Annotated in this window: 18 protein-coding genes; 11 read left to right on the forward strand and 7 right to left on the reverse strand. The window is 68.3% G+C overall.

Annotation, left to right across the window (positions count from 1 at the left end):
• The first annotated feature begins 110 nt into the window (after positions 1 to 110).
• Complete coding sequence (gene ssb, locus QMZ16_RS00580) at positions 111 to 626, forward strand: single-stranded DNA-binding protein (protein WP_282601694.1); 516 nt, start codon at positions 111 to 113, stop codon at positions 624 to 626.
• 208 nt (positions 627 to 834) lie between these two features.
• Positions 835 to 1,869 carry a Glu/Leu/Phe/Val dehydrogenase dimerization domain-containing protein gene (locus QMZ16_RS00585; RefSeq protein WP_282601695.1) on the forward strand — a complete coding sequence of 345 codons (1,035 nt, stop codon included), beginning with the start codon at positions 835 to 837 and terminating at the stop codon, positions 1,867 to 1,869.
• Here QMZ16_RS00585 and aroB read toward each other — a convergent pair.
• Both aroB and QMZ16_RS00595 read right to left on the reverse strand, forming a co-directional pair.
• The gene (aroB, locus tag QMZ16_RS00590; protein WP_282601696.1) at positions 1,866 to 2,972 is read right to left on the reverse strand and encodes a 3-dehydroquinate synthase; all 1,107 of its coding nucleotides are present in this window, start codon (positions 2,970 to 2,972) and stop codon (positions 1,866 to 1,868) included. The genes QMZ16_RS00585 and aroB overlap by 4 nt on opposite strands.
• 2 nt (positions 2,973 to 2,974) lie before the next feature.
• A complete protein-coding gene (locus QMZ16_RS00595; RefSeq protein ID WP_084686668.1) occupies positions 2,975 to 3,574 on the reverse strand; it encodes a shikimate kinase in 600 nt (199 codons plus the stop codon).
• Between the two features lie 73 nt (positions 3,575 to 3,647).
• On the opposite strand from QMZ16_RS00595, the gene QMZ16_RS00600 reads away from it, so the two are divergent.
• From QMZ16_RS00600 to QMZ16_RS00630, 7 genes are all read left to right on the forward strand, one after another.
• The gene (locus QMZ16_RS00600; protein WP_022708393.1) at positions 3,648 to 3,794 is read left to right on the forward strand and encodes a hypothetical protein; all 147 of its coding nucleotides are present in this window, start codon (positions 3,648 to 3,650) and stop codon (positions 3,792 to 3,794) included.
• A 37-nt stretch (positions 3,795 to 3,831) separates the two neighbouring features.
• Positions 3,832 to 5,277, forward strand: coding sequence for a hypothetical protein (locus QMZ16_RS00605; protein WP_282601697.1), 1,446 nt, complete (start codon positions 3,832 to 3,834; stop codon positions 5,275 to 5,277).
• Positions 5,277 to 6,281, forward strand: coding sequence for a site-specific tyrosine recombinase XerD (locus QMZ16_RS00610; protein WP_282601698.1), 1,005 nt, complete (start codon positions 5,277 to 5,279; stop codon positions 6,279 to 6,281). Before QMZ16_RS00605 ends, QMZ16_RS00610 begins: the two co-directional genes overlap by 1 nt.
• Complete coding sequence (locus QMZ16_RS00615; RefSeq protein ID WP_282601699.1) at positions 6,262 to 7,590, forward strand: HlyC/CorC family transporter; 1,329 nt, start codon at positions 6,262 to 6,264, stop codon at positions 7,588 to 7,590. The genes QMZ16_RS00610 and QMZ16_RS00615 overlap by 20 nt, the downstream gene beginning before the upstream one ends.
• 83 nt (positions 7,591 to 7,673) lie before the next feature.
• Entirely contained in the window at positions 7,674 to 9,692 is a 2,019-nt protein-coding gene (tkt, locus tag QMZ16_RS00620; protein WP_282601700.1) for a transketolase, read from the forward strand.
• Between the two features lie 25 nt (positions 9,693 to 9,717).
• Positions 9,718 to 10,668 (forward strand): DMT family transporter, encoded by a 951-nt coding sequence (locus tag QMZ16_RS00625; RefSeq protein ID WP_282601701.1) that lies wholly within the window; start codon positions 9,718 to 9,720, stop codon positions 10,666 to 10,668.
• Complete coding sequence (locus QMZ16_RS00630) at positions 10,668 to 11,537, forward strand: lauroyl acyltransferase (protein WP_282601702.1); 870 nt, start codon at positions 10,668 to 10,670, stop codon at positions 11,535 to 11,537. The genes QMZ16_RS00625 and QMZ16_RS00630 overlap by 1 nt, the downstream gene beginning before the upstream one ends.
• Positions 11,538 to 11,619: 82 nt before the next feature.
• Here the strand turns inward: QMZ16_RS00630 and QMZ16_RS00635 are convergent, their stop codons facing one another.
• On the reverse strand, positions 11,620 to 13,029 hold the full coding sequence (locus QMZ16_RS00635) for a 3-deoxy-7-phosphoheptulonate synthase class II (RefSeq protein WP_282601703.1): 1,410 nt from the start codon (positions 13,027 to 13,029) through the stop codon (positions 11,620 to 11,622).
• A 184-nt stretch (positions 13,030 to 13,213) separates the two neighbouring features.
• On the opposite strand from QMZ16_RS00635, the gene QMZ16_RS00640 reads away from it, so the two are divergent.
• Together QMZ16_RS00640 and QMZ16_RS00645 are read left to right on the forward strand one after the other, a co-directional pair.
• Entirely contained in the window at positions 13,214 to 14,194 is a 981-nt protein-coding gene (locus QMZ16_RS00640) for a GlxA family transcriptional regulator (protein WP_282601704.1), read from the forward strand.
• A gap of 80 nt (positions 14,195 to 14,274) precedes the next feature.
• Entirely contained in the window at positions 14,275 to 15,390 is a 1,116-nt protein-coding gene (locus tag QMZ16_RS00645) for a Hint domain-containing protein (RefSeq protein WP_282601705.1), read from the forward strand.
• Here the strand turns inward: QMZ16_RS00645 and ftsY are convergent.
• The 4 genes from ftsY to zwf all read right to left on the reverse strand — a co-directional run bounded on the left by ftsY (position 15,387) and on the right by zwf (position 20,254).
• The gene (gene ftsY, locus QMZ16_RS00650; protein WP_282601706.1) at positions 15,387 to 16,427 is read right to left on the reverse strand and encodes a signal recognition particle-docking protein FtsY; all 1,041 of its coding nucleotides are present in this window, start codon (positions 16,425 to 16,427) and stop codon (positions 15,387 to 15,389) included. The two genes, QMZ16_RS00645 and ftsY, sit on opposite strands and share 4 nt — an antisense overlap.
• 85 nt (positions 16,428 to 16,512) lie before the next feature.
• The gene (gene pgi, locus QMZ16_RS00655; RefSeq protein ID WP_282601707.1) at positions 16,513 to 18,117 is read right to left on the reverse strand and encodes a glucose-6-phosphate isomerase; all 1,605 of its coding nucleotides are present in this window, start codon (positions 18,115 to 18,117) and stop codon (positions 16,513 to 16,515) included.
• An 11-nt stretch (positions 18,118 to 18,128) separates the two neighbouring features.
• The gene (pgl, locus tag QMZ16_RS00660) at positions 18,129 to 18,800 is read right to left on the reverse strand and encodes a 6-phosphogluconolactonase (protein WP_282601830.1); all 672 of its coding nucleotides are present in this window, start codon (positions 18,798 to 18,800) and stop codon (positions 18,129 to 18,131) included.
• A gap of 5 nt (positions 18,801 to 18,805) precedes the next feature.
• Entirely contained in the window at positions 18,806 to 20,254 is a 1,449-nt protein-coding gene (zwf, locus tag QMZ16_RS00665; RefSeq protein ID WP_282601708.1) for a glucose-6-phosphate dehydrogenase, read from the reverse strand.
• Positions 20,255 to 20,286 lie beyond the last annotated feature (32 nt).

The raw sequence follows: 20,286 nt of genomic DNA on the forward strand, positions 1-20,286 counted from the left end.
GGGCGCGTCAGACCAGCCTGCTGCCGAAGGCGCGCGCGGCCTTTCGCTTGCAGCCACGGGCGGCCCTGCGTTAGACGGTCTGTCAAACGCATCACCCGAGGAATTCAGCCATGGCAGGCAGCGTCAACAAGGTCATCCTGATCGGCAATCTGGGCCGCGACCCGGAAATCCGCAGCTTCCAGAACGGCGGCAAGGTCGCGAACCTGCGCATCGCCACCTCGGAGCAGTGGAAGGACCGCAACACCGGCGAGCGCCGCGAGAAGACCGAATGGCACACCGTCGCCATCTTCTCGGAGGGGCTGGTGAACGTGGTCGAGCGGTTCCTGCGCAAGGGCAGCAAGGTCTATGTTGAAGGCTCGCTGGAAACGCGCAAGTGGCAGGACCAGTCGGGCCAGGACCGCTACAGCACCGAGATCGTGCTGCGCGGCCTGAACGGCACGCTGACCATGCTGGACGGCCGCGGCGAAGGCGGCAGCGGCGGTGGTGGCGGCGGCTTCGGCGGCGGCAACCAGGGCGGCGGCTATGGCGGCGGATATGACGACTACAACTCGGGGCCGTCTTCGTCCGGCGGATCGCAGGGGGGCGGCGGTGGCCGTGCCGAATACGACGACGAGATCCCGTTCTAAGGTCCTCGTCACCGAATCGAAGGGGCGGTCCGGCATCGGGCCGCCTCTTTGCGTTGGCCGCGGCCCGTCGCGATGTTGCCCCGCCCGCGCGGGCGGCTTGTCGAAAATTTCACGCCCGCCCCCTGCCCTTTGCGAATGATCCTGCGCTTGACGCAAGCCTGCGGCGGCGCTTTCTGCCCCGAAACCAGGCCGCAGACAGGATGATCCCATGGCGCTTTCCCTGACCGAACTCGAACGCCCCGAAGGCTTCGAACGCCTCGTTCTGGCCGAGGATGCCGATGCGGGCCTGCGCGCCCTGATCTGCCTGCATTCCACGGTGCTGGGCCCGGCTGCGGGCGGCTGCCGCATGTGGGCCTATGGCTCGGATGCGGATGCGATCCACGACGTGACGCGGCTGGCGCGCGGCATGACCTACAAGAACGCGATGGCGGGTCTGGACCTTGGCGGCGGCAAGTCGGTCATCATCGGCGACGCGCGCCGCGACAAGACGCCCGCGATGATGCGCGCCTTCGGTCGCGCGGTGCAATCGCTTGGCGGGCGCTACTGGACCGCCGAGGATGTCGGCATCTCGACCGAGGACATGGCCCACGCGGCCGAGGAGACGCGCTTTGCCGTGGGCCTGTCGGGCGCGTCGGGCGATCCGTCGCCCTGGACAGCCGAGGGCGTGTTCCGCTGCCTGAAGGTCGGTGCCGCGCATGTGTTCGGCCAGGACGACCTGTCGGGTCGCCGCGTGCTGGTGCAGGGGCTTGGCCATGTGGGCATGTCGCTGGCCGACAAGCTGCACGGGGCGGGCGCCAAGCTGATCGTGACCGACATCCATGCCGATGCCCTGGCCGAGGCCGAGGCCCGCTTCGGCGCAACCGTCATCGCCCCCGATCAGGTCTTCGAGCAGGCGGTGGACATCTTCGCGCCCTGCGCCCTTGGCGGCGTGCTGGATGCGAACAGCGTCGGGCGCCTGCAGGCGCGGCTGGTCTGCGGGGCCGCGAACAACCAGCTGGCGACCGACGAGGTGGCCGATCTGCTGGTCGAGCGCGGCATCACCTATCTGCCGGATTACGTCGTGAACGCGGGCGGCATCATCAGCGTCGCGTCCGAGATCCACGGCAAGCCCGACGGTTGGCGCCTTGAGCGCCTGACCGCCATCGCGGGCCGCGTGAACGAGATGCTGGCCCGCGCCCGCGCCGAGGGGCAGCCCACCACGCGCATCGCCGATCAGATGGTCGAGGCCATGCTGCGCGCCTAGCGCGCGTCGGCCAGCACCGCGCGCAGCAGGTCGGGGACGGCGTCGTCGCAGACGAACGCCTCTCCGATGTCGCGGGCAAGGACGAAGCGCAGCTGGCCGTCCACGACCTTCTTGTCCTGCCCCATCAGCGCGATCAGCTCGTCATCGCCCGGCAGGTCGCCCGGAATGTCCGACAGGCGCGCGGGCATGCCCATGCGGTGCAGATGCTCCAGCACGCGGCTGGGCGCCTCTTGCGAGCACAGCCCCATCCGCGCGGACAGATCGAAGGCCAGCGCGCAGCCGATGGCCACCCCCTCGCCATGCAGCAGCCGGTCGGAATAGCCGGTGGCCTTTTCCAGCGCGTGACCGAAGGTATGGCCCAGGTTCAGCAGCGCACGCTCGCCCTGCTCGGTCTCGTCGCGGGTGACGATGCCGGCCTTCATGGCGACGGAATGGGCGATGGCGTGCTGGCGTGCGGTCAGGTCATCCTGCAGCAGCGGGGCGTTGATCTCCAGCCACTCGAAGAAATCGGCATCGCCCAGCAGCCCGTATTTCGCGACCTCGCCGTAACCGGCCAGGAAGTCGCGGGGCCGAAGCGTGTCCAGCACCCCGATATCGGCCAGGACCAGCGAGGGCTGGTGGAACGCGCCGATCAGGTTCTTGCCATGCGTCGAATTGATCCCCGTCTTGCCGCCGACGCTGCTGTCCACCTGCGCCAGAAGCGTGGTCGGGATCTGCACGAAGCGGACCCCGCGCCGCAGGATCGACGCGGCAAAGCCCACGAGGTCACCGATGACGCCGCCGCCAAGGGCGATCACCACGTCGCGGCGTTCCACTTTCTGTTCCAGCAGCCAGTCCACGCAATGCGTCAGGTGCGGCCAGCTTTTCGTGCCCTCGCCCGCGGGAAGGGCCAACGACACGCTGTCGATGCCCGCGGCGTCCAGCGCGGCGGTCAGGCGGCCCAGATGCAGGGGCGCGACCGTCTCGTCGGTGACGATGGCCACGCGCGGACGCCGCAGCAGCGGCGCGATGCGGGCGGCGGCATCCGCGATCAGCCCCTCGCCGATGACGACATCATAGGCGCGGTCGCCAAGGGGAACATGGACGGTCACGGGCTGGGGCATGGTCAATCCTCGAACGGGGTGGCGTCGGCCGTGCGCAGGGCGGCCAACAGGCGGGTGGCGGTCGCGTCGATGCTGTCGCCCCCCTGCGAATGGAAGCGCAGGTCGGCCTGCGCATAGATCGGCCTGCGTTCGTCCAGCAGGCGCAGCAGCGTGCCCTTGGGATCGGCGGTCTGCAGCAGCGGGCGCGTCGGGCGCTGACGCACGCGGTTCCACAGCACCTCGGCGTCGCAATCCAACCATACCGAAAAGCCGCTGCGGGCAATGATCGCGCGGTTCTCGGGGCGCAGCCACGCCCCGCCCCCAGTCGAGACGATCCCCGGCGCGCCCGTCATCAGGCGGCCCAGCACCTCGGTCTCTCGGGCGCGGAAGAAATCCTCACCGTCGCGGGCGAAGATCTCGGTGATCGACATGGCGGCGGCGGCCTCGATCTCGGCATCGGAATCGGTGAAGGGCACGCGCAGGCGTCGGGACAGCTCGGTCCCGATGGCGGTCTTGCCCGCCCCCATCATTCCGATCAGCACGATATGCCGCTGAAGTCGCTTCATCGCCCAAGCCTTTCCCAATCGGGCCACTGAATGACGTGATCTTTCGGAAATTGCCATATATATTCGCCCCGAACCGGCACGAGACCGGTCTTCGACAACACGATTCTTGGCGCGAGCAAAGGCGATTTCGATGCGGAAACTGAAAGTTCTGGTGGTGCTGATTCTGGCTGCTCTGGCGGGCCTTGCCGGATATGCCTATTTCGGCGACATGGCACCCGCCCGCAAGGAAGTGCGCATGCCGCTGGCATTGGACGGGGACAAGTCGCAGGGTGAGTGATCGGCGACCCAGGGCCGCAAGAGGTCTGGCCGCAGCGATGCTGCTGGCCCTGACGCCCTTGCCTGCCATCGCGCAGGACCAGCCCCTGTCGGCCAGCGACTGGCTTTCGGGCAGCGTGCGCGGCCCGGTCCGCGAAAGCTCGGCCTGGCGGCCCGGCGACACGCGCCCCCCCGTCCGCAAGACGCCCCGTCCCAGCCCCGTCGCCACCAGCGGCGAGGTCGGCGCGGTATCCGTCACGCGGCTGGATCACGGCAATCCCGACGCGACGGGCATCCTCAGCCCGCGCCGCGCGGGCCTGCCGGTGGATCTGTGGGCGGGCAGCGATCCTGCCACGGTCGCGGGGATGGTGCTGGAAACGCCCGCGCGGCTGCAATCGATGCAGGGGCTGCTGACGCGCATCCTGACCGCGCAGTTGGCCGTCGCGGATGGCCCGTCCGACGGCGCGCGGGGTCAGCTGTTCCTTGCCCGCGCCGACCGGCTTCTGGACATGGGTGCGGTCGATCAGGCGCAGGGCCTGCTGCTGGCCGCCGGCCCCGGAGAGCCCGAGATCTTCCGCCGCCTGTTCGACATCGCCCTGCTGGAGGGCGACGAGAGCCGCGCCTGCGCCATCATGGACGGCACCCCCGGCATCGCCCCCAGCTTTGCCGCGCGGATCTTCTGCCTTGCGCAGACCGGCGACTGGTCCGCCGCCGCCATCAGCCTGCACGGCGCCGAGATGCTGGACCTTGTCCATGATCGCGAAGCGCAGCTGCTGACCTATTTCCTCGACGACGCCTATGTCGATCACGGCGAGGCCCTGGCCCCGCCCGAGAATCTGTCGCCGCTGGAGTTCCGCATCTCCGAGGCCATCGGCCAGCCCCTGCCCACCACGCCCCTGCCCGTGGCCTTCGCGCAATCGGACCTGCGCCTGAACAGCGGCTTCAAGGCCCGTCTGGAAGCGGCCGAGAGGCTGGCCCGCGCAGGCGCCCTGTCGCCCGGACGACTGCGGCGGATCTATGGCGAACAGCCGCCCGCGGCTTCGGGCGGGGTCTGGGACCGTGCCGCCGCGCTGGCCGAACTGGACGCCGCGATCGCGGCGGGCGATCACGACGCCGCGCTGCTTCGCTGCTTCCAGGTCTTCCGGCAGGCCGACATGGCGGATATCCTTGCCTCCATGATCGCCGCCGATCTTCCCGAACCCGCGCCCGAGGATATGGGCGATGCCGCCGAAACCGCGCGGCTGCTGCGGCAGTGGCAAGGACTGTCCGATGCCCCCCTGCCCGCGCCGCCCGCCGACCTGACGGCACAGATCCCCCCCGCGCCCGCCGCCCGCAAGGGCGAGGCGCTGCTGACCGCCATGGCCGATATCGACGCCGCCATCGAAGGCGACATGGCCCGTGCCGCCAAGGGGATCGCCATGCTGATCGCGCTTGGCCTGCCCGAGGACGCGTCGCGCGCAAGACGGCAGATCATCCTGCTGGACCGGATCGGGGCGGAACGCTGATGTCGCGCGATCATGCGTCCATATCCTCGTTTCTGGACGCGCAGGCGGCCGAGGCCGGGGCCGCGCGCAACACGCTGCTGGCCTATGGCCGCGACCTGCGCGACTTTGCCGAATGGCTGAACGCGCGCGGCCAGGCGCTGTCGGCCATCACCCGCGACCTGATCGAGGATTACCTGACCCATTGCGACGCGCAGGGCCTGTCGCGGGCGACGCGCGCGCGGCGGCTGTCCTCGATCCGGCAGTTCACCCGCTTCGCGCTGGAGGAGGGCTGGCGCGAGGACGACCCCGCCATCCGCATCTCGGGGCCGCGGCGGGCGCGCAGTCTGCCCAAGACCCTGTCCAAGGACGAGATCGCGGCCCTGCTGACCGCCGCGCCGACCATCGCGCGCAACGCGGCCGATGCCGCGCGGAACACCTGCCTGCTGGAACTGCTCTATTCCACGGGCATGCGCGTCAGCGAGCTGGTCGGCCTGCCGGTGCAGGGCTGCCGCGGCAACCCCGAGGTGCTGGTGATCCGCGGCAAGGGCAGCAAGGACCGGATGCTGCCGCTTGGCGGTCCGGCGCGCATCGCGCTGGCCGAGTGGCTGCGCCACCGCGACGCCGCCCCCGACAAGAGCCCGCTGGGGCGGCTGGTCGCCGGCCCCGAAGGCCGCTGGCTGTTCCCCGCACCGGGCGCCGAGGGGCACATGCCCCGCCAGAGCTTCGGCCGCATGCTGAACCAGATCGCGGTCGCGGCGGGCATCGACCCGACCCGCGTCACGCCGCATGTGCTGCGCCATGCCTTCGCCACGCATCTGCTGGAAGGCGGGGCGGATCTGCGCAGCATCCAGATGCTTCTGGGGCATGCCGATCTGGGAACGACCGAGATCTATACCCATGTGATGGACGAGCGCATGAAGGACCTTGTGCTGAACCACCACCCGCTGGCCCGCGTTGGCGGGCCTGATACCCGACGAACAACCCAACAATCGAACAACGGAACCCATGGACGACCCTTCGAGTAGTTTCGACGCCGCGCTCTGGATCACCGGCGCTGCCATCGTGATCCTTCTGAGCATGTCTGCCTTCTTCTCCGGCTCGGAAACGGCGCTGACCGCCGCCAGCCGGGCCAAGCTGCGGGCACGCTCCGACAAGGGCGACGGCGGCGCTTCTGCGGCCCTTCGCGTCACCGAGGACAGCGAAAGGCTGATCGGGGCGATCCTTCTTGGCAACAACGTCGTCAACATCCTGTCTGCCAGCCTTGCGACGGCGCTGTTCACCCGCCTTCTGGGCAGCAGCGGCGTCGCCATCGCGACGCTGGTGATGACGATCCTGGTGCTGATCTTCTCCGAGGTGATGCCCAAGACCTATGCGATCTCGGCCCCGGAAAAGGTCGCAAGCCTGGTCGCGCGGCCGATCCGCATCCTGACCATCGTGCTGGCGCCGATCGTGGCGGTCGTGCGCGCGATCGTGCGGGGCATCCTGCGCCTGTTCGGGCTGCACACCGATCCCGGCACGCACATGTTCTCGATCGAGGAGGAGATCGCGGGCGCACTGTCCATCGGCCATGCGCAGGGCGCCGTCCACAAGGAGGATCGCGACCGCCTGCTGGGCGCGCTGGACCTGGGCAACCGCACCGTCGAGGAGATCATGCGCCATCGCAGCGAGATCCAGATGATCGACGCCGAGATGCCCCCCGAGAAGATCCTGGACACCGTTCTTGCCAGCCCCCATACCCGCCTGCCCGTCTTCCGCGAGGAACGCGAGAACGTCGTGGGCGTGGTCCATGCCAAGGACCTGCTGCGGGCCGTGAACCGTGCCATGCGCGAGGCCGGCGACAGCACGGCGGCGCAGCGCTTCGACATCATGTCGGTCGCCATGCCGCCCTATTTCGTCCCCGAGACCAGCGTGCTGGACGAACAGATGCGCGAGTTCCTCAAGCGGCGGACGCATTTCGCGCTGGTGGTGGACGAATACGGCTCGCTGCGCGGGCTGATCACCCTCGAGGACATCCTCGAGGAGATCGTGGGCGAGATCGCCGATGAACACGACACCGAGGCCGACCAGACGCTGAAGCCGAACGCGCAGGGCGACTATCTTGTCGATGGCGGCATGACGATCCGCGACCTGAACCGGCAGCTGGACTGGACCCTGCCCGACGACGAGGCGAACACAGTCGCGGGCCTTGTCATCCACATGGCGCAGTCCATCCCCGAACAGGGCCAGGTGTTCAGCTTCCACGGCTATCGCTTCGAGGTGGTGACGCGGCGCGAGAACCGCATCACCCGGCTGCGCGTGCGCCCGCTGGCCCCCGTCCCCGCACCCGACGAGTGACAAGTTATTCGGCGCGCCGCTTGCAACGGCGCGCCGTGACGCCTAACAAATCCGCAACCACATACCTGCTGCAAGGACCGCCAATGGATATCGCTGCCCGCCGCTCTGCCAACCCCGACCACTGGAAACTGGCCAGCGCGATCCGCGTGCTGTCGATGGACGCCGTCGAGGCCGCCAATTCCGGCCACCCCGGCATGCCGATGGGCATGGCCGATGTCGCGACCGTCCTGTTCCGCAACCACCTCAAGTTCGATGCCAAGGCCCCGAACTGGTTCGACCGCGACCGCTTCATCCTGTCGGCGGGCCACGGCTCGATGCTGATCTATGCGCTGCTGCACCTGACCGGCTACGAGCAGATGACGCTGGACCAGATCCGCAACTTCCGCCAGATCGACGCGATCACCGCCGGTCACCCCGAATACGGCCATGTCGAGGGCGTCGAGACGACGACCGGTCCGCTTGGCCAGGGCATCGCCACCTCGGTCGGTTTTGCCATCGCGGAAGAAGCCATGCGCGCCGAATACGGCGAGGGTCTGTGCGACCACCGCACCTGGGTCATCGCCGGTGACGGCTGCCTGATGGAGGGCATCAGCCACGAGGCCATCGCCATGGCCGGCGCCCAGCAGCTGGGCCGCCTGATCGTGCTGTGGGACAACAACGACATCACCATCGACGGCCGCGTCAGCCTGTCGGACAAGACCGACCAGCATGCGCGCTTTGCCGCCGCGGGCTGGCGCGTGCTGTCCTGCGACGGCCACGACCCCGCCGATATCGACCGCGCCCTGACCGAGGCCGCGAATGGCGACGGCCGCCCGACGCTGGTGGACTGCAAGACCATCATCGGCTTCGGCGCGCCGAACAAGGCCGACACCAACAAGGCCCACGGCTCGCCCCTGGGCAAGGACGAGATCGCGGCCACGCGCGAGGCCTATGGCTGGACCGCCGAGCCCTTCGACATCCCCGCCGAGATCATGTCGGCATGGCGCGAGATCGGCACCCGCGGCGCGGCTGCCCATGACGAATGGCGCGCCCGCGTCGATGCGCTGTCGACCGAGCACCGCGACGAGTTCAGCCGCCGCATCACCAATGGCGTGAACCCCAAGCTGGACGAGGCCATCGCCGCCTTCAAGGCGACGACCCGCGACGAGAAGCCGAAGGTCGCGACCCGCAAGGCGTCCGAGAACGTGCTGGCCGCGCTGAACCCGAACATGCCCGAGAATTTCGGCGGCTCGGCCGACCTGACCGGGTCGAACAACACCAAGACCGGCGACATGGGCGTCTTCAGCGCCGAAGACCGCATGGGCCGCTACATGCATTACGGCATCCGCGAACACGGCATGGCCGCCGCGATGAACGGCATCTGGCTGCATGGCGGCTTCCGCCCCTATGGCGGCACCTTCCTGACCTTCACCGACTATGCGCGCGGCTCGATGCGCCTGTCGGCGCTGATGGGCCTGCCGGTCGTCTATGTCATGACCCATGACAGCATCGGCCTGGGCGAGGACGGTCCGACCCACCAGCCGGTCGAGCATCTGGCGATCTGCCGCGCGACGCCGAACACGCTGACCTTCCGCCCCGCCGACCAGATCGAGACCGCCGAGGCATGGCAGATCGCCCTGTCGCATGACAGCGCGCCCTCGGTCCTGGCGCTGTCGCGTCAGAACCTGCCGCTGCTGCGCCAGGACATCGACCAGAACCTGACCGCCAAGGGCGCCTATGTCCTGCGCGAGGCCAGCGACACCCCCAAGGTCGTGCTGATGGCCTCGGGTTCCGAGGTCGAGATCGCGGTCGAGGCGCGCGACGCGCTCGAGGCCGACGGCATCCCGACCCGCGTGGTCTCGGTCCCCTCGATGGAGCTGTTCCGCGCGCAACCCGCCGCCTATCGCGAAGAGGTCCTGCCCGCGGGCACCGTCCGCATCGCGATCGAGGCCGCCGTTCGCCAGCCCTGGGACTGGATGCTGCTGGGCGAGCGTGGCACCGAGGCGAAATCCGCCTTCATCGGCATGGAGGGCTTCGGCGCTTCGGGTCCGGCGCCCGCGCTCTACAAGCATTTCGGCATCACCACCGAAGCCACGGTCGAACGCGCCAAGGCGCTTCTGTGACACGCCCCATTTCGGGCAGGACGCCGTGGTCATCGCACCCCGGCGTTCCGGTGCCGGCATGAGGGCGCTGGCACGCGGTTTCGCCCTGATGGGCCATGACGGGGGCCGGTTCCGGCCCTCTTCCGACCAGGCGATGGGAATCGTGCTGGTCATCGCCGCGATCCTCGGCTTCACGCTGATGGATGCGACGGCGAAATACCTGACCCAGACCTATCACCCGATGCAGGTGATCTGGTGGCGCTTCACCGGCAACCTGCTGATCCTGCTTGCGATCTTTCGCGGGGGCGTGCTGCCCGCGATGCGCAGCAAGCATCCCGGCCTGCAATTCTGCCGTGCCCTGACCCAGATGGGATCGGTCGGCCTGTTCTTCACCGCCATCCAGTATATCGGCCTGGCCGAGGCCACGGCGATCATGGACCTGAACCCGGTCCTGATCACGCTTGGGGCCGCGCTGTTCCTGGGCGAGAAGGTCGGCCCCCGTCGCATCGCGGGGATCGTGGCCGCGCTTGTCGGCGCGATGATCATCATCCGTCCCGGCGCGGGCGTGTTCCAGCCCGCGGCCCTGCTTCCGCTGGTCGGGGCCTTCACCTTCGCGGCGGGCGCGCTGCTGACGCGCATGACGCGGACCGACACGCCGACCACCTCGGTCATGTGGTCCGCCGTGATCGGCACGATCCTGTTCAGCGCAATCCTGCCCTTCGTCTGGGAACCCATCGCGCTTGCGGATTTCTGGGCCTTCGGACTGCTTGCGATCTTCGGGACGGCCAGCCAGTACCTGCTGGTGCGCGCCTTCAGCACCGCCGAGGCCGGGGCCCTTGCGCCCTTCGGCTATACCGGGCTGGTCTGGGCGGGGCTGTGGGGCTGGATCTTCTTCGGCCAGATCCCCGATCGCTGGACCGTGACGGGGGCCACGATTATCGTGGTCGCGGGGCTTTACGTTTGGTCGCGCGAGGCGCGCGCGGCAAGGAAGGGCTGATGCGCGAAGACGGAACGACGCTGATCGACAGGCTGGCGAACCGGGCATTCCTGCTGGTGGTGGGCGCGACGCGCCTGCTGCCCTATGAACGCCGCATTCCGATGACGGGGTGGATCTTCTCTCGGGTGATCGCGCCGCTGGCCGGATGGCGCAGGCGGATCCGCGACAACCTTGCGCTGGCCCGCCCCGACCTGTCCGAGACCGAGGTCGAGCAGATCGTCCGCGCCGTTCCCGACAATGCGGGCCGCGCCATCGCCGAGATCTACTCGGGCGACGAGTTCACGTCGCGCATCCACGCTGACGACCCGCTCGAGGGTCCGGGCCTGCCGATGCTGGAGGAGGCGTTCGAATCCGGGCGTCCGGTCATCATCGCCTGCGCCCATTTCGGCAATTACGACGCGATGCGCGGGGCATTGTCGGGACGGGGCTATCCCGTCGGGGCGCTGTACCGTCCGATGAACAACGAGGCGTTCAACCGCCACTATATCCCCGCCATCACGGCCATTTCCGAGCCGCTGTTCCCGCGCGGACGTGCGGGGCTGTCGGCGATGCTGCGCTTCCTGCGTGGCGGGGGCTGGCTTGCGCTCGGCTTCGATCAGCACGACCGCCACTCGCCCGAGCTGCGCTTCTTCGACCTGCCGTCCAAGACCGTGCTGACCCCGGCCGAGCTTGCCGTGCGCTATGACGCGCTGCTGCTGCCGGTGCACGCGATCCGCAAGGAGGACGGGTTGGGCTTTCGCGTCCATGTGGGCGATCCGGTGCCGCATGGCGATGCCAAGGACATGATGCAGGCGCTGAACGACGACCTGGAACAGCTGGTGCGCCGCCATATGGGGCAATGGTTCTGGGTCCACCGCCGCTGGAAGTGACCCTGCCCTGCGAATCGAAAGGCCCGCAAATGAAAAGGCCCGGACGATCCGTCCGGGCCTTTTGCGTTCATGGCGACCGCGTTCAGACGGCTTGGGCGACCTCGGCCGCACCAGCAGCTTCGCGGCGGGCGCGCAGCTCCTCGGCAACCAGGAAGGCCAGTTCCAGCGACTGGCTGGCGTTCAGGCGCGGGTCGCAGGCGGTGTGATAGCGGTCCGAAAGGTTCTCGTCGGTGACGGCGCGGACGCCGCCCGTGCATTCGGTCACGTCCTGGCCGGTCATCTCGAAATGGACGCCGCCCGGGATCGTGCCTTCGGCCGCGTGGACGCCGAAGAACTCGCGGACCTCGCGCAGGATCGAGTCGAAGGCGCGGGTCTTGTACCCGGTCGAGGACTTGATGACGTTGCCGTGCATCGGGTCGCAGGACCAGACGACGTTCGCACCCTCTTCCTGCACGGCCTTGATCAGGCGCGGCAGGTGATCGCCGACCTGCCCCGCACCGAAGCGCGCGATCAGCGTCAGGCGACCGGCCTCGTTTTCGGGGTTCAGCTTGGCCATCAGCACCTTCAGATCCTCGGCCGAGGTCGAGGGGCCGCATTTCAGGCCGATGGGGTTCTGGACGCCGCGGGCGAATTCGACATGCGCGCCATCGGGCTGACGGGTGCGGTCGCCGATCCAGATCATGTGACCCGACCCCGCGACCGGCAGGCCGGTGGTGGTGTCGATGCGGGCCAGCGCCTCTTCGTATTCCAGAAGCAGCGCCTCGTGGCTGGTGTAGAAATCGACCTTGGACAGCTGGTGCGCCGTGTCCGAGTTCACGCCGGCGGCCTGCATGAAGGCCATCGCGTCACCGATGCGGCCCGCGATGTCGCGGTACTTTGCAGCCTCGGGGCCGCCCACGAAATCTGCGATCCAGCTCTGGACGCGGTGCATGTCCGCGAACCCGCCGGTCGAGAAGGCGCGCAGCAGATTGAGCGACGCGGCCGCCTGGGTATAGGCCGACAGCATGCGCTGCGGATCGGGGATGCGGGCCTCGGGGGTGAAGTCGAAGCCGTTGATGATGTCGCCGCGATAGCTGGGCAGCTCGACGCCGTTCACGGTTTCCATGGCCGAGCTGCGCGGCTTGGCGAACTGGCCCGCCATGCGGCCGACCTTGACGACGGGCATCTGCGCGCCCCAGGTCAGAACGACCGCCATCTGCAGGATCACCTTGAAGGTGTCGCGGATGTTGTCGGCGCTGAATTCCTGGAAGCTCTCGGCGCAATCGCCGCCCTGCAGCAGGAAGCCGCGGCCGGCGCCCACTTCGGCCAGCTGTGCCTTGAGGCGGCGTGCCTCGCCCGCGAAGACCAGGGGCGGCAGGCGCCGCAGCTGCGATTCGACCGCCGACAGCGCGTCGGCGTCCGTATAATCGGGCATCTGGATGCGCGGATAGGCGCGCCAGCCGGCCTTGTCCCAGGTTTGGGTGGCGACGGGTTTGCGGGTATCCTGCGTCATCTCGATACGCTCCTTGGAAAAAATGGTCGGGACGATATAGACGTGAATGGCCCTCAGGGAAAGGGTTTGCTGAACCCCCGTGCATCCTTTTGGCGGCGGAGGCAGGGGTGACGGAAATTCTTGCGAAGCGGATCGTTCGCTGGTTGGGTGCCGGGCAGATGACTTGCCAGGATGCGCCCAGCCGATGACGAACCCACGCCGCTTCACTTTCCTGCTGCTCGACCGGTTCACGATGCTGCCCTTCACCGCCGCGATCGAGCCCCTGCGGCTGGCAAACCGGCAGGCGGGGCAACAGCTTTATACCTGGCGGCTGGTGGGCCCCGCGGGGGACCGCGCGGTCTGTTCCAACGGCACCGCGCTGGCGCTGGATGGCGGTCTTGCGATGGACGGCCCGCCCCCCTCCCGCGACGAGGTCGTGCTGGTCTGCGGCGGCACCGAGATCGCCCGCGAGGCAACGCGGCCCGTGATGGCGTGGCTGCGCCGCATGGCGCGGGGCGGCGCGCAGATCGGCGCGCTGTGCACCGGATCCTGGGTGCTGGCCGAGGCGGGCCTTCTGGACGGGCGCAAGGCCACGATCCACTGGGAAAACCACGACGGCTTTGCCGAGGCCTATCCGCAGGTGGACCTGTTCCGCAGCGTCTTCGTCCATGACGGCAACCGCCTGACGGCGGCGGGCGGGACATCCGCGATCGACCTGATGCTGCACCTGATCGCCGAGGCGCATGGCGACGCGCTTGCCGCCGACGTGGCCGACCAGATGCTGCACACCGCCATCCGCACCGACCAGGACCGCCAGCGCCTGTCGATCCCCACGCGCATCGGCGTGCGCCATCCCCGCCTTGCCGCCGTCATCGCGCGGATGGAGGCCAACCTGGAAGAACCGATCAGCCCCGCGCAGCTGGCGACCGATGCGGGCATGTCCACGCGCCAGCTGGAACGGCTGTTCCGCCGGTACCTGAACCGCAGCCCCAAGCGGTACTACATGGAGACCCGCCTAGCCCGCGCGCGCAACCTGCTGATGCAGACCGAGCTGTCGATCATCGAGATCGCGCTGGCATCGGGCTTCTCCAGCCCGTCGCATTTCTCGAAATGCTACCGGGCGCAATATGGCAGCACGCCCTATCGCGAACGGGGCACCTCGGCCCCGGCGACGCAGCCCGCTTAACGGCCCGTTAACCTTTCTTACCATAGTGTGATCCCCGCCGAGACGTGGGGTCACGGCATGTGGCAGGCAGGGCGCGCGGAATGGAACACAAGATCACTCTGCTGACGATGCCCGGACGCATTCCGAACGCATCCAGCACGCAATACTCGCCCTGGAGCAACGTCAGCGGACCGATCGATTTCACCGGCGCGGTCACCCAAGTCGTGGGCATCGTGGACGACGACGACCGGTTCGAGCACCGATATTACAGCCCCTCCGAGACCCAGCAGACGCTGGCGCAGGACCTGACGCTGCGCCACGGCACCGGCAGCACGGTCCTTCCCGCGGGCACCGGCCTGCAAAGCATGGTCGGCGGTTATATCGTCGGTGCGGATGGCGGCCAGTTCGTCGTGATGTTCCTGAACCGGGTCGTCGGAACCTCGATCATCCACGAGGTCGGCGAGCGGCATACCGTGATGATACTTCCGGTCGCCCGGGCCGATGGCAGCCTGCCCGTCTTCGATACGGCGATCGCCTATCGCTATGGCGGTCTGCGCGGGCTGACACCGGCGAACAATTCCTCGCTGGTCTATGGCCTTGCGACGCCGACGCTGTGCTTTGCCGAAGGAACGGCGATCCGCACCGCCGAGGGGCTGCGGCAGGTGCAGGATCTGCGTGCCGGGGATGCGGTCTGGACGGCGGATGCGGGGCTGCAGAGCATCGCCTGGGCGGGGATGCAGCGGCTGGGGCCGCGCGATCTGGACCTTGCGCCGCAGCGCCGTCCCATCCGGGTCGCGGCGGGGGCGCTTGGCGGGGGCCTGCCCCGCCGCGATCTGATCCTGTCGCCGCAACATCGCGTGCTGATCCGGTCGCGGATCGCAGAACGCATGACCGGCAGCCCCGAGGTGCTGGTCGCGATCCGGCATCTGGTCGGGCAACCGGGGATCGAGGTGATGCGCGATGCGAAGGGCGTCGGCTATTGCCATATTCTGCTGGATGCGCACCACCTGCTCGAGGCCGAGGGTGCGCTGGCCGAAAGCCTGCTGCCCGGACCACAGGCGATGCGCAGCCTCGCACCCGCAGACAGGGTTACGGTGACCACGCTGACTGGCGGGCGGGAGTTCACGCCCGCGCGTCCGATCCTGTCGGGCCAGCAGGCGCGCGGCCTGCTGCGCCGCCACCAGCGCCACGAACGGGCGCTGGTCTGCGCGGATTAGAGCCCGACGAGCGCCCGCGCGAATTCATCGGCGTCGAAGGCGTCCAGATCGTCGATCTGTTCGCCCACCCCGATGGCGTGGATCGGCAGGCCGAAGCGGTCGGCCAGCGACACCAGCACGCCGCCCCGCGCCGTGCCGTCCAGCTTGGTCATCACGAGGCCCGACACATCGGCCAGCTTCTGGAACGTCTCGACCTGGTTCAGCGCGTTCTGGCCGGTGGTCGCATCCAGCACCAGCAGGGTGTTGTGCGGGGCCTCGGGGTCCTTCTTGCGGATGACGCGGACGATCTTGGCCAGTTCCTCCATCAGGTCCTGGCGGTTCTGAAGACGTCCTGCGGTGTCGATCATCAGAAGGTCCGCGCCGTCGGCCTCGGCCTTGGTCATCGCGTCCCAGGCCAGGCTGGCGGGATCGCTGCCATGGGGCGCGACCATCACCGGCACGCCCGCGCGGTCGCCCCAGACCTGCAGCTGTTCGACCGCCGCCGCGCGGAAGGTGTCGCCCGCCGCGATCACGACCGACTTGCCCGCCGCGCGGAACTGGCTGGCCAGCTTGCCGATGGTCGTGGTCTTGCCCGCGCCGTTCACGCCGACCACCAGCACGACCTGCGGCTTCTTGGCATAGAGCGGCAGCGGACGGGCGACGGGAGCCATGATGCGCGCAACCTCGGTCGCCAGCAGCTGCTTCAGCTCGGTCGCGGATACGCGGCGACCCATGCGGCCTTCGGCGATGTTGGCGGTGACGCGCAGCGCGGTCTCGACGCCCAGATCGGCCTGGACCAGCATGTCCTCGAGATCCTCGAGCATGTCGTCATCCAGCGCGCGGCGCGGTTCATCGGCCTTGGCGCCCCCGAACAGACGACCGACGAGGCCGGCGGGCTTGGGTGCCTCGGGGGCGGGTTCAGCGGGTGCCGGGGTTTCGGGTGCAGGGGGCGCAGCTTCGGGGGGCGTCGCGTCCTCGGACACGATCCCGTCCAGCCCATCTCCGATCTTCGTGGAAGAGCGCGTCAGCCGCTCGCGCAGTTTCGAGAAGAACGCCATGTGAAAACCCCGCTTGTATCGAAGCCAGACCTAGCGATTTGCCCCGCAAAGGAAAAGGGGGGCCTTTCGCCCCCCTTTGTCCGTCTCAGTCGCGCATTTGCCGGATCAGCTTGGCCAGCGCCTCGGTCGAGGGGTCGTGGCCGGGAGCGTCCTCGCCCTTCAGCAGAGGCTCGACCTTCAGGGCCAGCTCCTTGCCCAGCTCGACCCCCCATTGGTCGAAGCTATTGATGCCCAGGATCACTCCCTCGACGAACACACGGTGTTCGTAGAGCGCGACGATCTGGCCAAGCGCGAAGGGCGTCAGCTTGTCGATCAGCAGTGTGGTCGAGGGGCGGTTGCCCGGGAAGACGCGGTGGCGCGCCTGGCGTTCCAGCTCGTCTCCGGTCAGGCCCTTGGCCTCCATCAGGGCGCGCGCCTCGTCCAGGCTGCGGCCCCGCATCAGGGCCTCGGACTGCGCGAGGCAATTCGCGGCCAGCAGGATGTGGTGATGGGCCAGATCGGGCTCGTGGCCGTTCGCGGCCAGGATGAACTCGGCCGGGACGGGCATCGTGCCCTGGTGGATCAGCTGATAGAAGGCGTGCTGGCCGTTCGTGCCGGGTTCGCCCCAGACGACGGGGCCGGACACGACCGGCAGGTCGCTGCCGTCCATCGCGACGCGCTTGCCGTTCGATTCCATTTCCAGCTGCTGCAGATAGGCGGGCAGCCGGATCAGGCGGTTGTCATAGGGCAGCACGGCGCGGGTGGGATAGCCGCAGACCTGGTGATGCCAGATCCCCGTCAGGGCCAGCAGCACGGGCAGGTTGGCGTCCAAAGGCGCCTTGCGGAAATGCGCATCCATCGCCGCGCCACCCGCCAGGAAGGCATCGAAATCCTCGGGGCCGACGGCCAGCATGACCGACAGCCCGATCGGACCCCAGACCGAGTATCGCCCGCCGACCCAGTCCTCGAAGCCGAAGACGCGGGATTCGTCGATGCCGAAATCGGCGGTCTTGTCCACGGCCGAGGACAGCGCCGCGAACTGCTCCGCGGGCTGGGCGACCGATGCCGCCATCCAGTCGCGCGCAGTGCGGGCGTTGGTCATCGTCTCGATCGTGGTGAAGGTCTTGGAGGCGACGATCACCAGCGTCGTTTCGGGATTCAGGCCCTTCAGCGTATCCGCGATGTCCGCGCCGTCCACGTTGCTGACGAAATGCGTGCGCGGCCCGTCGTGATAGGGCGCAAGCGCCAGCACCGCCATGAACGGCCCAAGGTCCGAGCCGCCGATGCCGATATTGACCACATCCGTGATCTTGCCGCCCTGCCCCGTGAACGCACCCGAGCGCACGTCGCGCGCGAAGGCGGTCATGCGGGCATGGGTCTCGCGGACCTCGGGCATGACGTCGCGGCCATCGACCGTGACGCTGGCATCCAGGTTGCGCAGCGCGGTGTGCAGGACCGCGCGACCCTCGGTCTCGTTGATCTTCGCACCCGCGAACATGGCGTCGCGGCGGGTCTCGACCTGCGCGTCACGGGCAAGGTCCAGAAGCATGTCGCGCGCCTGCGCATCGATCATCGTCTTGGAATAGTCGAAGACCATCCCGTCGGCCTTGGCGGTGAAGCCTTGCACGCGGTCCGCGTCGAACAACGCGTCGATCCGCGCATCGCCCTGCGCTGCGCGGTACTGCTGAAGGCGGCTCCAGTGATCGGTCATCGCGGCGTTCCTTATTCGGCCCAGTGGACGGTGGCGGTGTCGAGGAAGGCGCGGATCGGGGCCTCGATCGGGTCGAGCTTCATCGCGCGCTCCAGCGCCTCGCGCTTTTCGGGGCCCATGATCAGCACGTGGGTGTTCAACGCATCGGCCAGCACCGGACGCGTCAGCGTGATGCGAGGTTCCTCGGCGCCATCGGCACGGATCGGCATCAGCATGGGCGCGTCGGCGGCCATCGCGGCCTTCAGGTGATCGGCGCCGGGGAACAGGCTGGCGGTGTGCATGTCGTTGCCCATCCCCAGCAGCAGCACGGTCAGCGGCAGCGCGGGCGCGATGCGTTCGGCCAGCGCATCGGTCGCCTGGTCGGGCGTCTCGTCGCCGGTGAACAGGTCGATATAGCGCGCGCCCTCGGCCTTGTCCTTCAGCAGGTGACGGTGCAGCAGGCGCGTGTTCGACCGCTTGTGCGTGCCGTCCACCCAACGCTCGTCGCCCAGCAGGACGGTGACGCGGGGCCAGTCCAGTTCGGTCCCCGACAGCGTCTCGAAGACCGGCGCGGGCGAGGTGCCGCCCGGCACGCAGAGCGTCGCGCCGTCATTGCCGCGCAGGTGCTGCGCCAGCTGCGAGGCGATCCTGTCGGCCAGCGACAGGGCCAGCATCTCGCGGTCGGGGTATTCCTTGAACTCCATCGCCATCAGCGGATCTCCCTCCAGCGGCGGTTGTCGCGGTGCATCAGGCGCAGGGCCTCGTCCGGGCCCGAGGAACCGGGATCGTAAGGCTCGGGGGCGCGCTTGCTGTCCTCCCAGGCCTGGATGATCGGGTCGGTCCACGCCCATGCCGCCTCGACCTCGTCGCCGCGCATGAACAATGTCTGGTTGCCGCGGATCACATCCATGATCAGCCGTTCATAGGCATCGGGCATGTCCCGCCCTTCGGGGCCAAGCGCATCCGCGAAGGACATGTCCAGCGGCACCTGCACCAGACGCATGCCACCCGGTCCGGGTTCCTTGATCATCACGCGCATGTTCATGCCCTCGTTGGGCTGCAGGCGGATGACCAGCTCGTTGGCCTTGGGGTGGCCGCTGTCGTCGAAGATCGAGTGCGGCGGCTCCTTGAAGGTGATCGCGATCTCGGAGGTGCGGGCGCGCAGCTTCTTGCCCGTGCGCAGGTAGAAGGGCGTCCCCTGCCAGCGCCAGTTCGAGATGCGGACCTTCATCGCGACATAGCTCTCGGTGCGGCTGGCGGGATCCTCGGCATCCTCGAGATAGCTGGGGGCATCGCCATCGGCCTGGTACTGGCCGCGCACGATCTCGTGCGGTTCGACCGGTTCCAGCGCGCGGATGACCTTCAGCTTCTCGTCGCGCACGGCGTCGGGATCGAAGTGATAGGGCGGCTCCATCGCGATCAGGCACAGAAGCTGCATCATGTGGTTCTGGACCATGTCGCGGATCGCGCCGGACTTGTCGTAATAGGCGCCGCGCCCGGTCACGCCCACTGTCTCGGCCACGGTGATCTGCACGTGGTCGATGAACTGCGCGTTCCACAGCGGTTCGAACAGGACGTTGGCGAAGCGGACGGCCATCAGGTTCTGGACGGTTTCCTTGCCCAGGTAATGGTCGATCCGGTAGATCTGCTGTTCGGTGAAGTGCTGCGCCAGCGTCGCGTTCAGCGCGCGGGCGGTTTCCAGATCGCGGCCGAAGGGCTTTTCCACCACGATGCGGCTGTCGTCATCGGCGATGCCGTGGCCCGCCAGCCGTTCCGCGATGTCGCCGAACAGCGACGGCGCGACCGAGAAGTAGAAGGCGTGGACCGCACCATCGCGCATGCGCGACTTCAGCTCTTTCCAGCCGCCCTCGCCCTTGGCGTCGATGGGCACATAGCCCAGCATGCCCAGGAATTCGGCCAGCGTGGCGTCATCCGCCTTGACGCCTGCGAATTCGCAGATGGCGGCCTTGGCTTCGGCCCGGAAATCGTCGTCGCTCTGATCGGTGCGGGCGGCGCCGATGATCTGCGCCTTGGGCGGGATCTGGCCCGCGACAAAGCGGCGGAAAAGCCCCGGCAGGATCTTTCGATGCGAAAGATCGCCCGTGGCGCCGAAGATCACGAGGTCGAAATCATCGACCGGAATGACGCGCGAGACCATGCTGTCCTCCTTGTGTTTGACATCCGCAATAT

Source organism: Paracoccus sp. PARArs4 (assembly GCF_947311865.1).
In the GTDB taxonomy this organism is placed as follows: domain Bacteria; phylum Pseudomonadota; class Alphaproteobacteria; order Rhodobacterales; family Rhodobacteraceae; genus Paracoccus; species Paracoccus zeaxanthinifaciens.

Excerpts from the sequence above, each read along its gene's own strand:
- ssb (WP_282601694.1), top strand. The coding sequence starts at position 111 with ATGGCAGGCAGCGTCAACAAGGTCATCCTGATCGGCAATCTGGGCCGC.
- QMZ16_RS00585 (WP_282601695.1), top strand. The coding sequence starts at position 835 with ATGGCGCTTTCCCTGACCGAACTCGAACGCCCCGAAGGCTTCGAACGC.
- aroB (WP_282601696.1), bottom strand. The coding sequence starts at position 2,972 with ATGCCCCAGCCCGTGACCGTCCATGTTCCCCTTGGCGACCGCGCCTAT.
- QMZ16_RS00595 (WP_084686668.1), bottom strand. The coding sequence starts at position 3,574 with ATGGCAATTTCCGAAAGATCACGTCATTCAGTGGCCCGATTGGGAAAG.
- QMZ16_RS00600 (WP_022708393.1), top strand. The coding sequence starts at position 3,648 with ATGCGGAAACTGAAAGTTCTGGTGGTGCTGATTCTGGCTGCTCTGGCG.
- QMZ16_RS00605 (WP_282601697.1), top strand. The coding sequence starts at position 3,832 with ATGCTGCTGGCCCTGACGCCCTTGCCTGCCATCGCGCAGGACCAGCCC.
- QMZ16_RS00610 (WP_282601698.1), top strand. The coding sequence starts at position 5,277 with ATGTCGCGCGATCATGCGTCCATATCCTCGTTTCTGGACGCGCAGGCG.
- QMZ16_RS00615 (WP_282601699.1), top strand. The coding sequence starts at position 6,262 with ATGGACGACCCTTCGAGTAGTTTCGACGCCGCGCTCTGGATCACCGGC.
- tkt (WP_282601700.1), top strand. The coding sequence starts at position 7,674 with ATGGATATCGCTGCCCGCCGCTCTGCCAACCCCGACCACTGGAAACTG.
- QMZ16_RS00630 (WP_282601702.1), top strand. The coding sequence starts at position 10,668 with ATGCGCGAAGACGGAACGACGCTGATCGACAGGCTGGCGAACCGGGCA.
- QMZ16_RS00635 (WP_282601703.1), bottom strand. The coding sequence starts at position 13,029 with ATGACGCAGGATACCCGCAAACCCGTCGCCACCCAAACCTGGGACAAG.
- QMZ16_RS00640 (WP_282601704.1), top strand. The coding sequence starts at position 13,214 with ATGACGAACCCACGCCGCTTCACTTTCCTGCTGCTCGACCGGTTCACG.
- QMZ16_RS00645 (WP_282601705.1), top strand. The coding sequence starts at position 14,275 with ATGGAACACAAGATCACTCTGCTGACGATGCCCGGACGCATTCCGAAC.
- ftsY (WP_282601706.1), bottom strand. The coding sequence starts at position 16,427 with ATGGCGTTCTTCTCGAAACTGCGCGAGCGGCTGACGCGCTCTTCCACG.
- pgi (WP_282601707.1), bottom strand. The coding sequence starts at position 18,117 with ATGACCGATCACTGGAGCCGCCTTCAGCAGTACCGCGCAGCGCAGGGC.
- pgl (WP_282601830.1), bottom strand. The coding sequence starts at position 18,800 with ATGGAGTTCAAGGAATACCCCGACCGCGAGATGCTGGCCCTGTCGCTG.
- zwf (WP_282601708.1), bottom strand. The coding sequence starts at position 20,254 with ATGGTCTCGCGCGTCATTCCGGTCGATGATTTCGACCTCGTGATCTTC.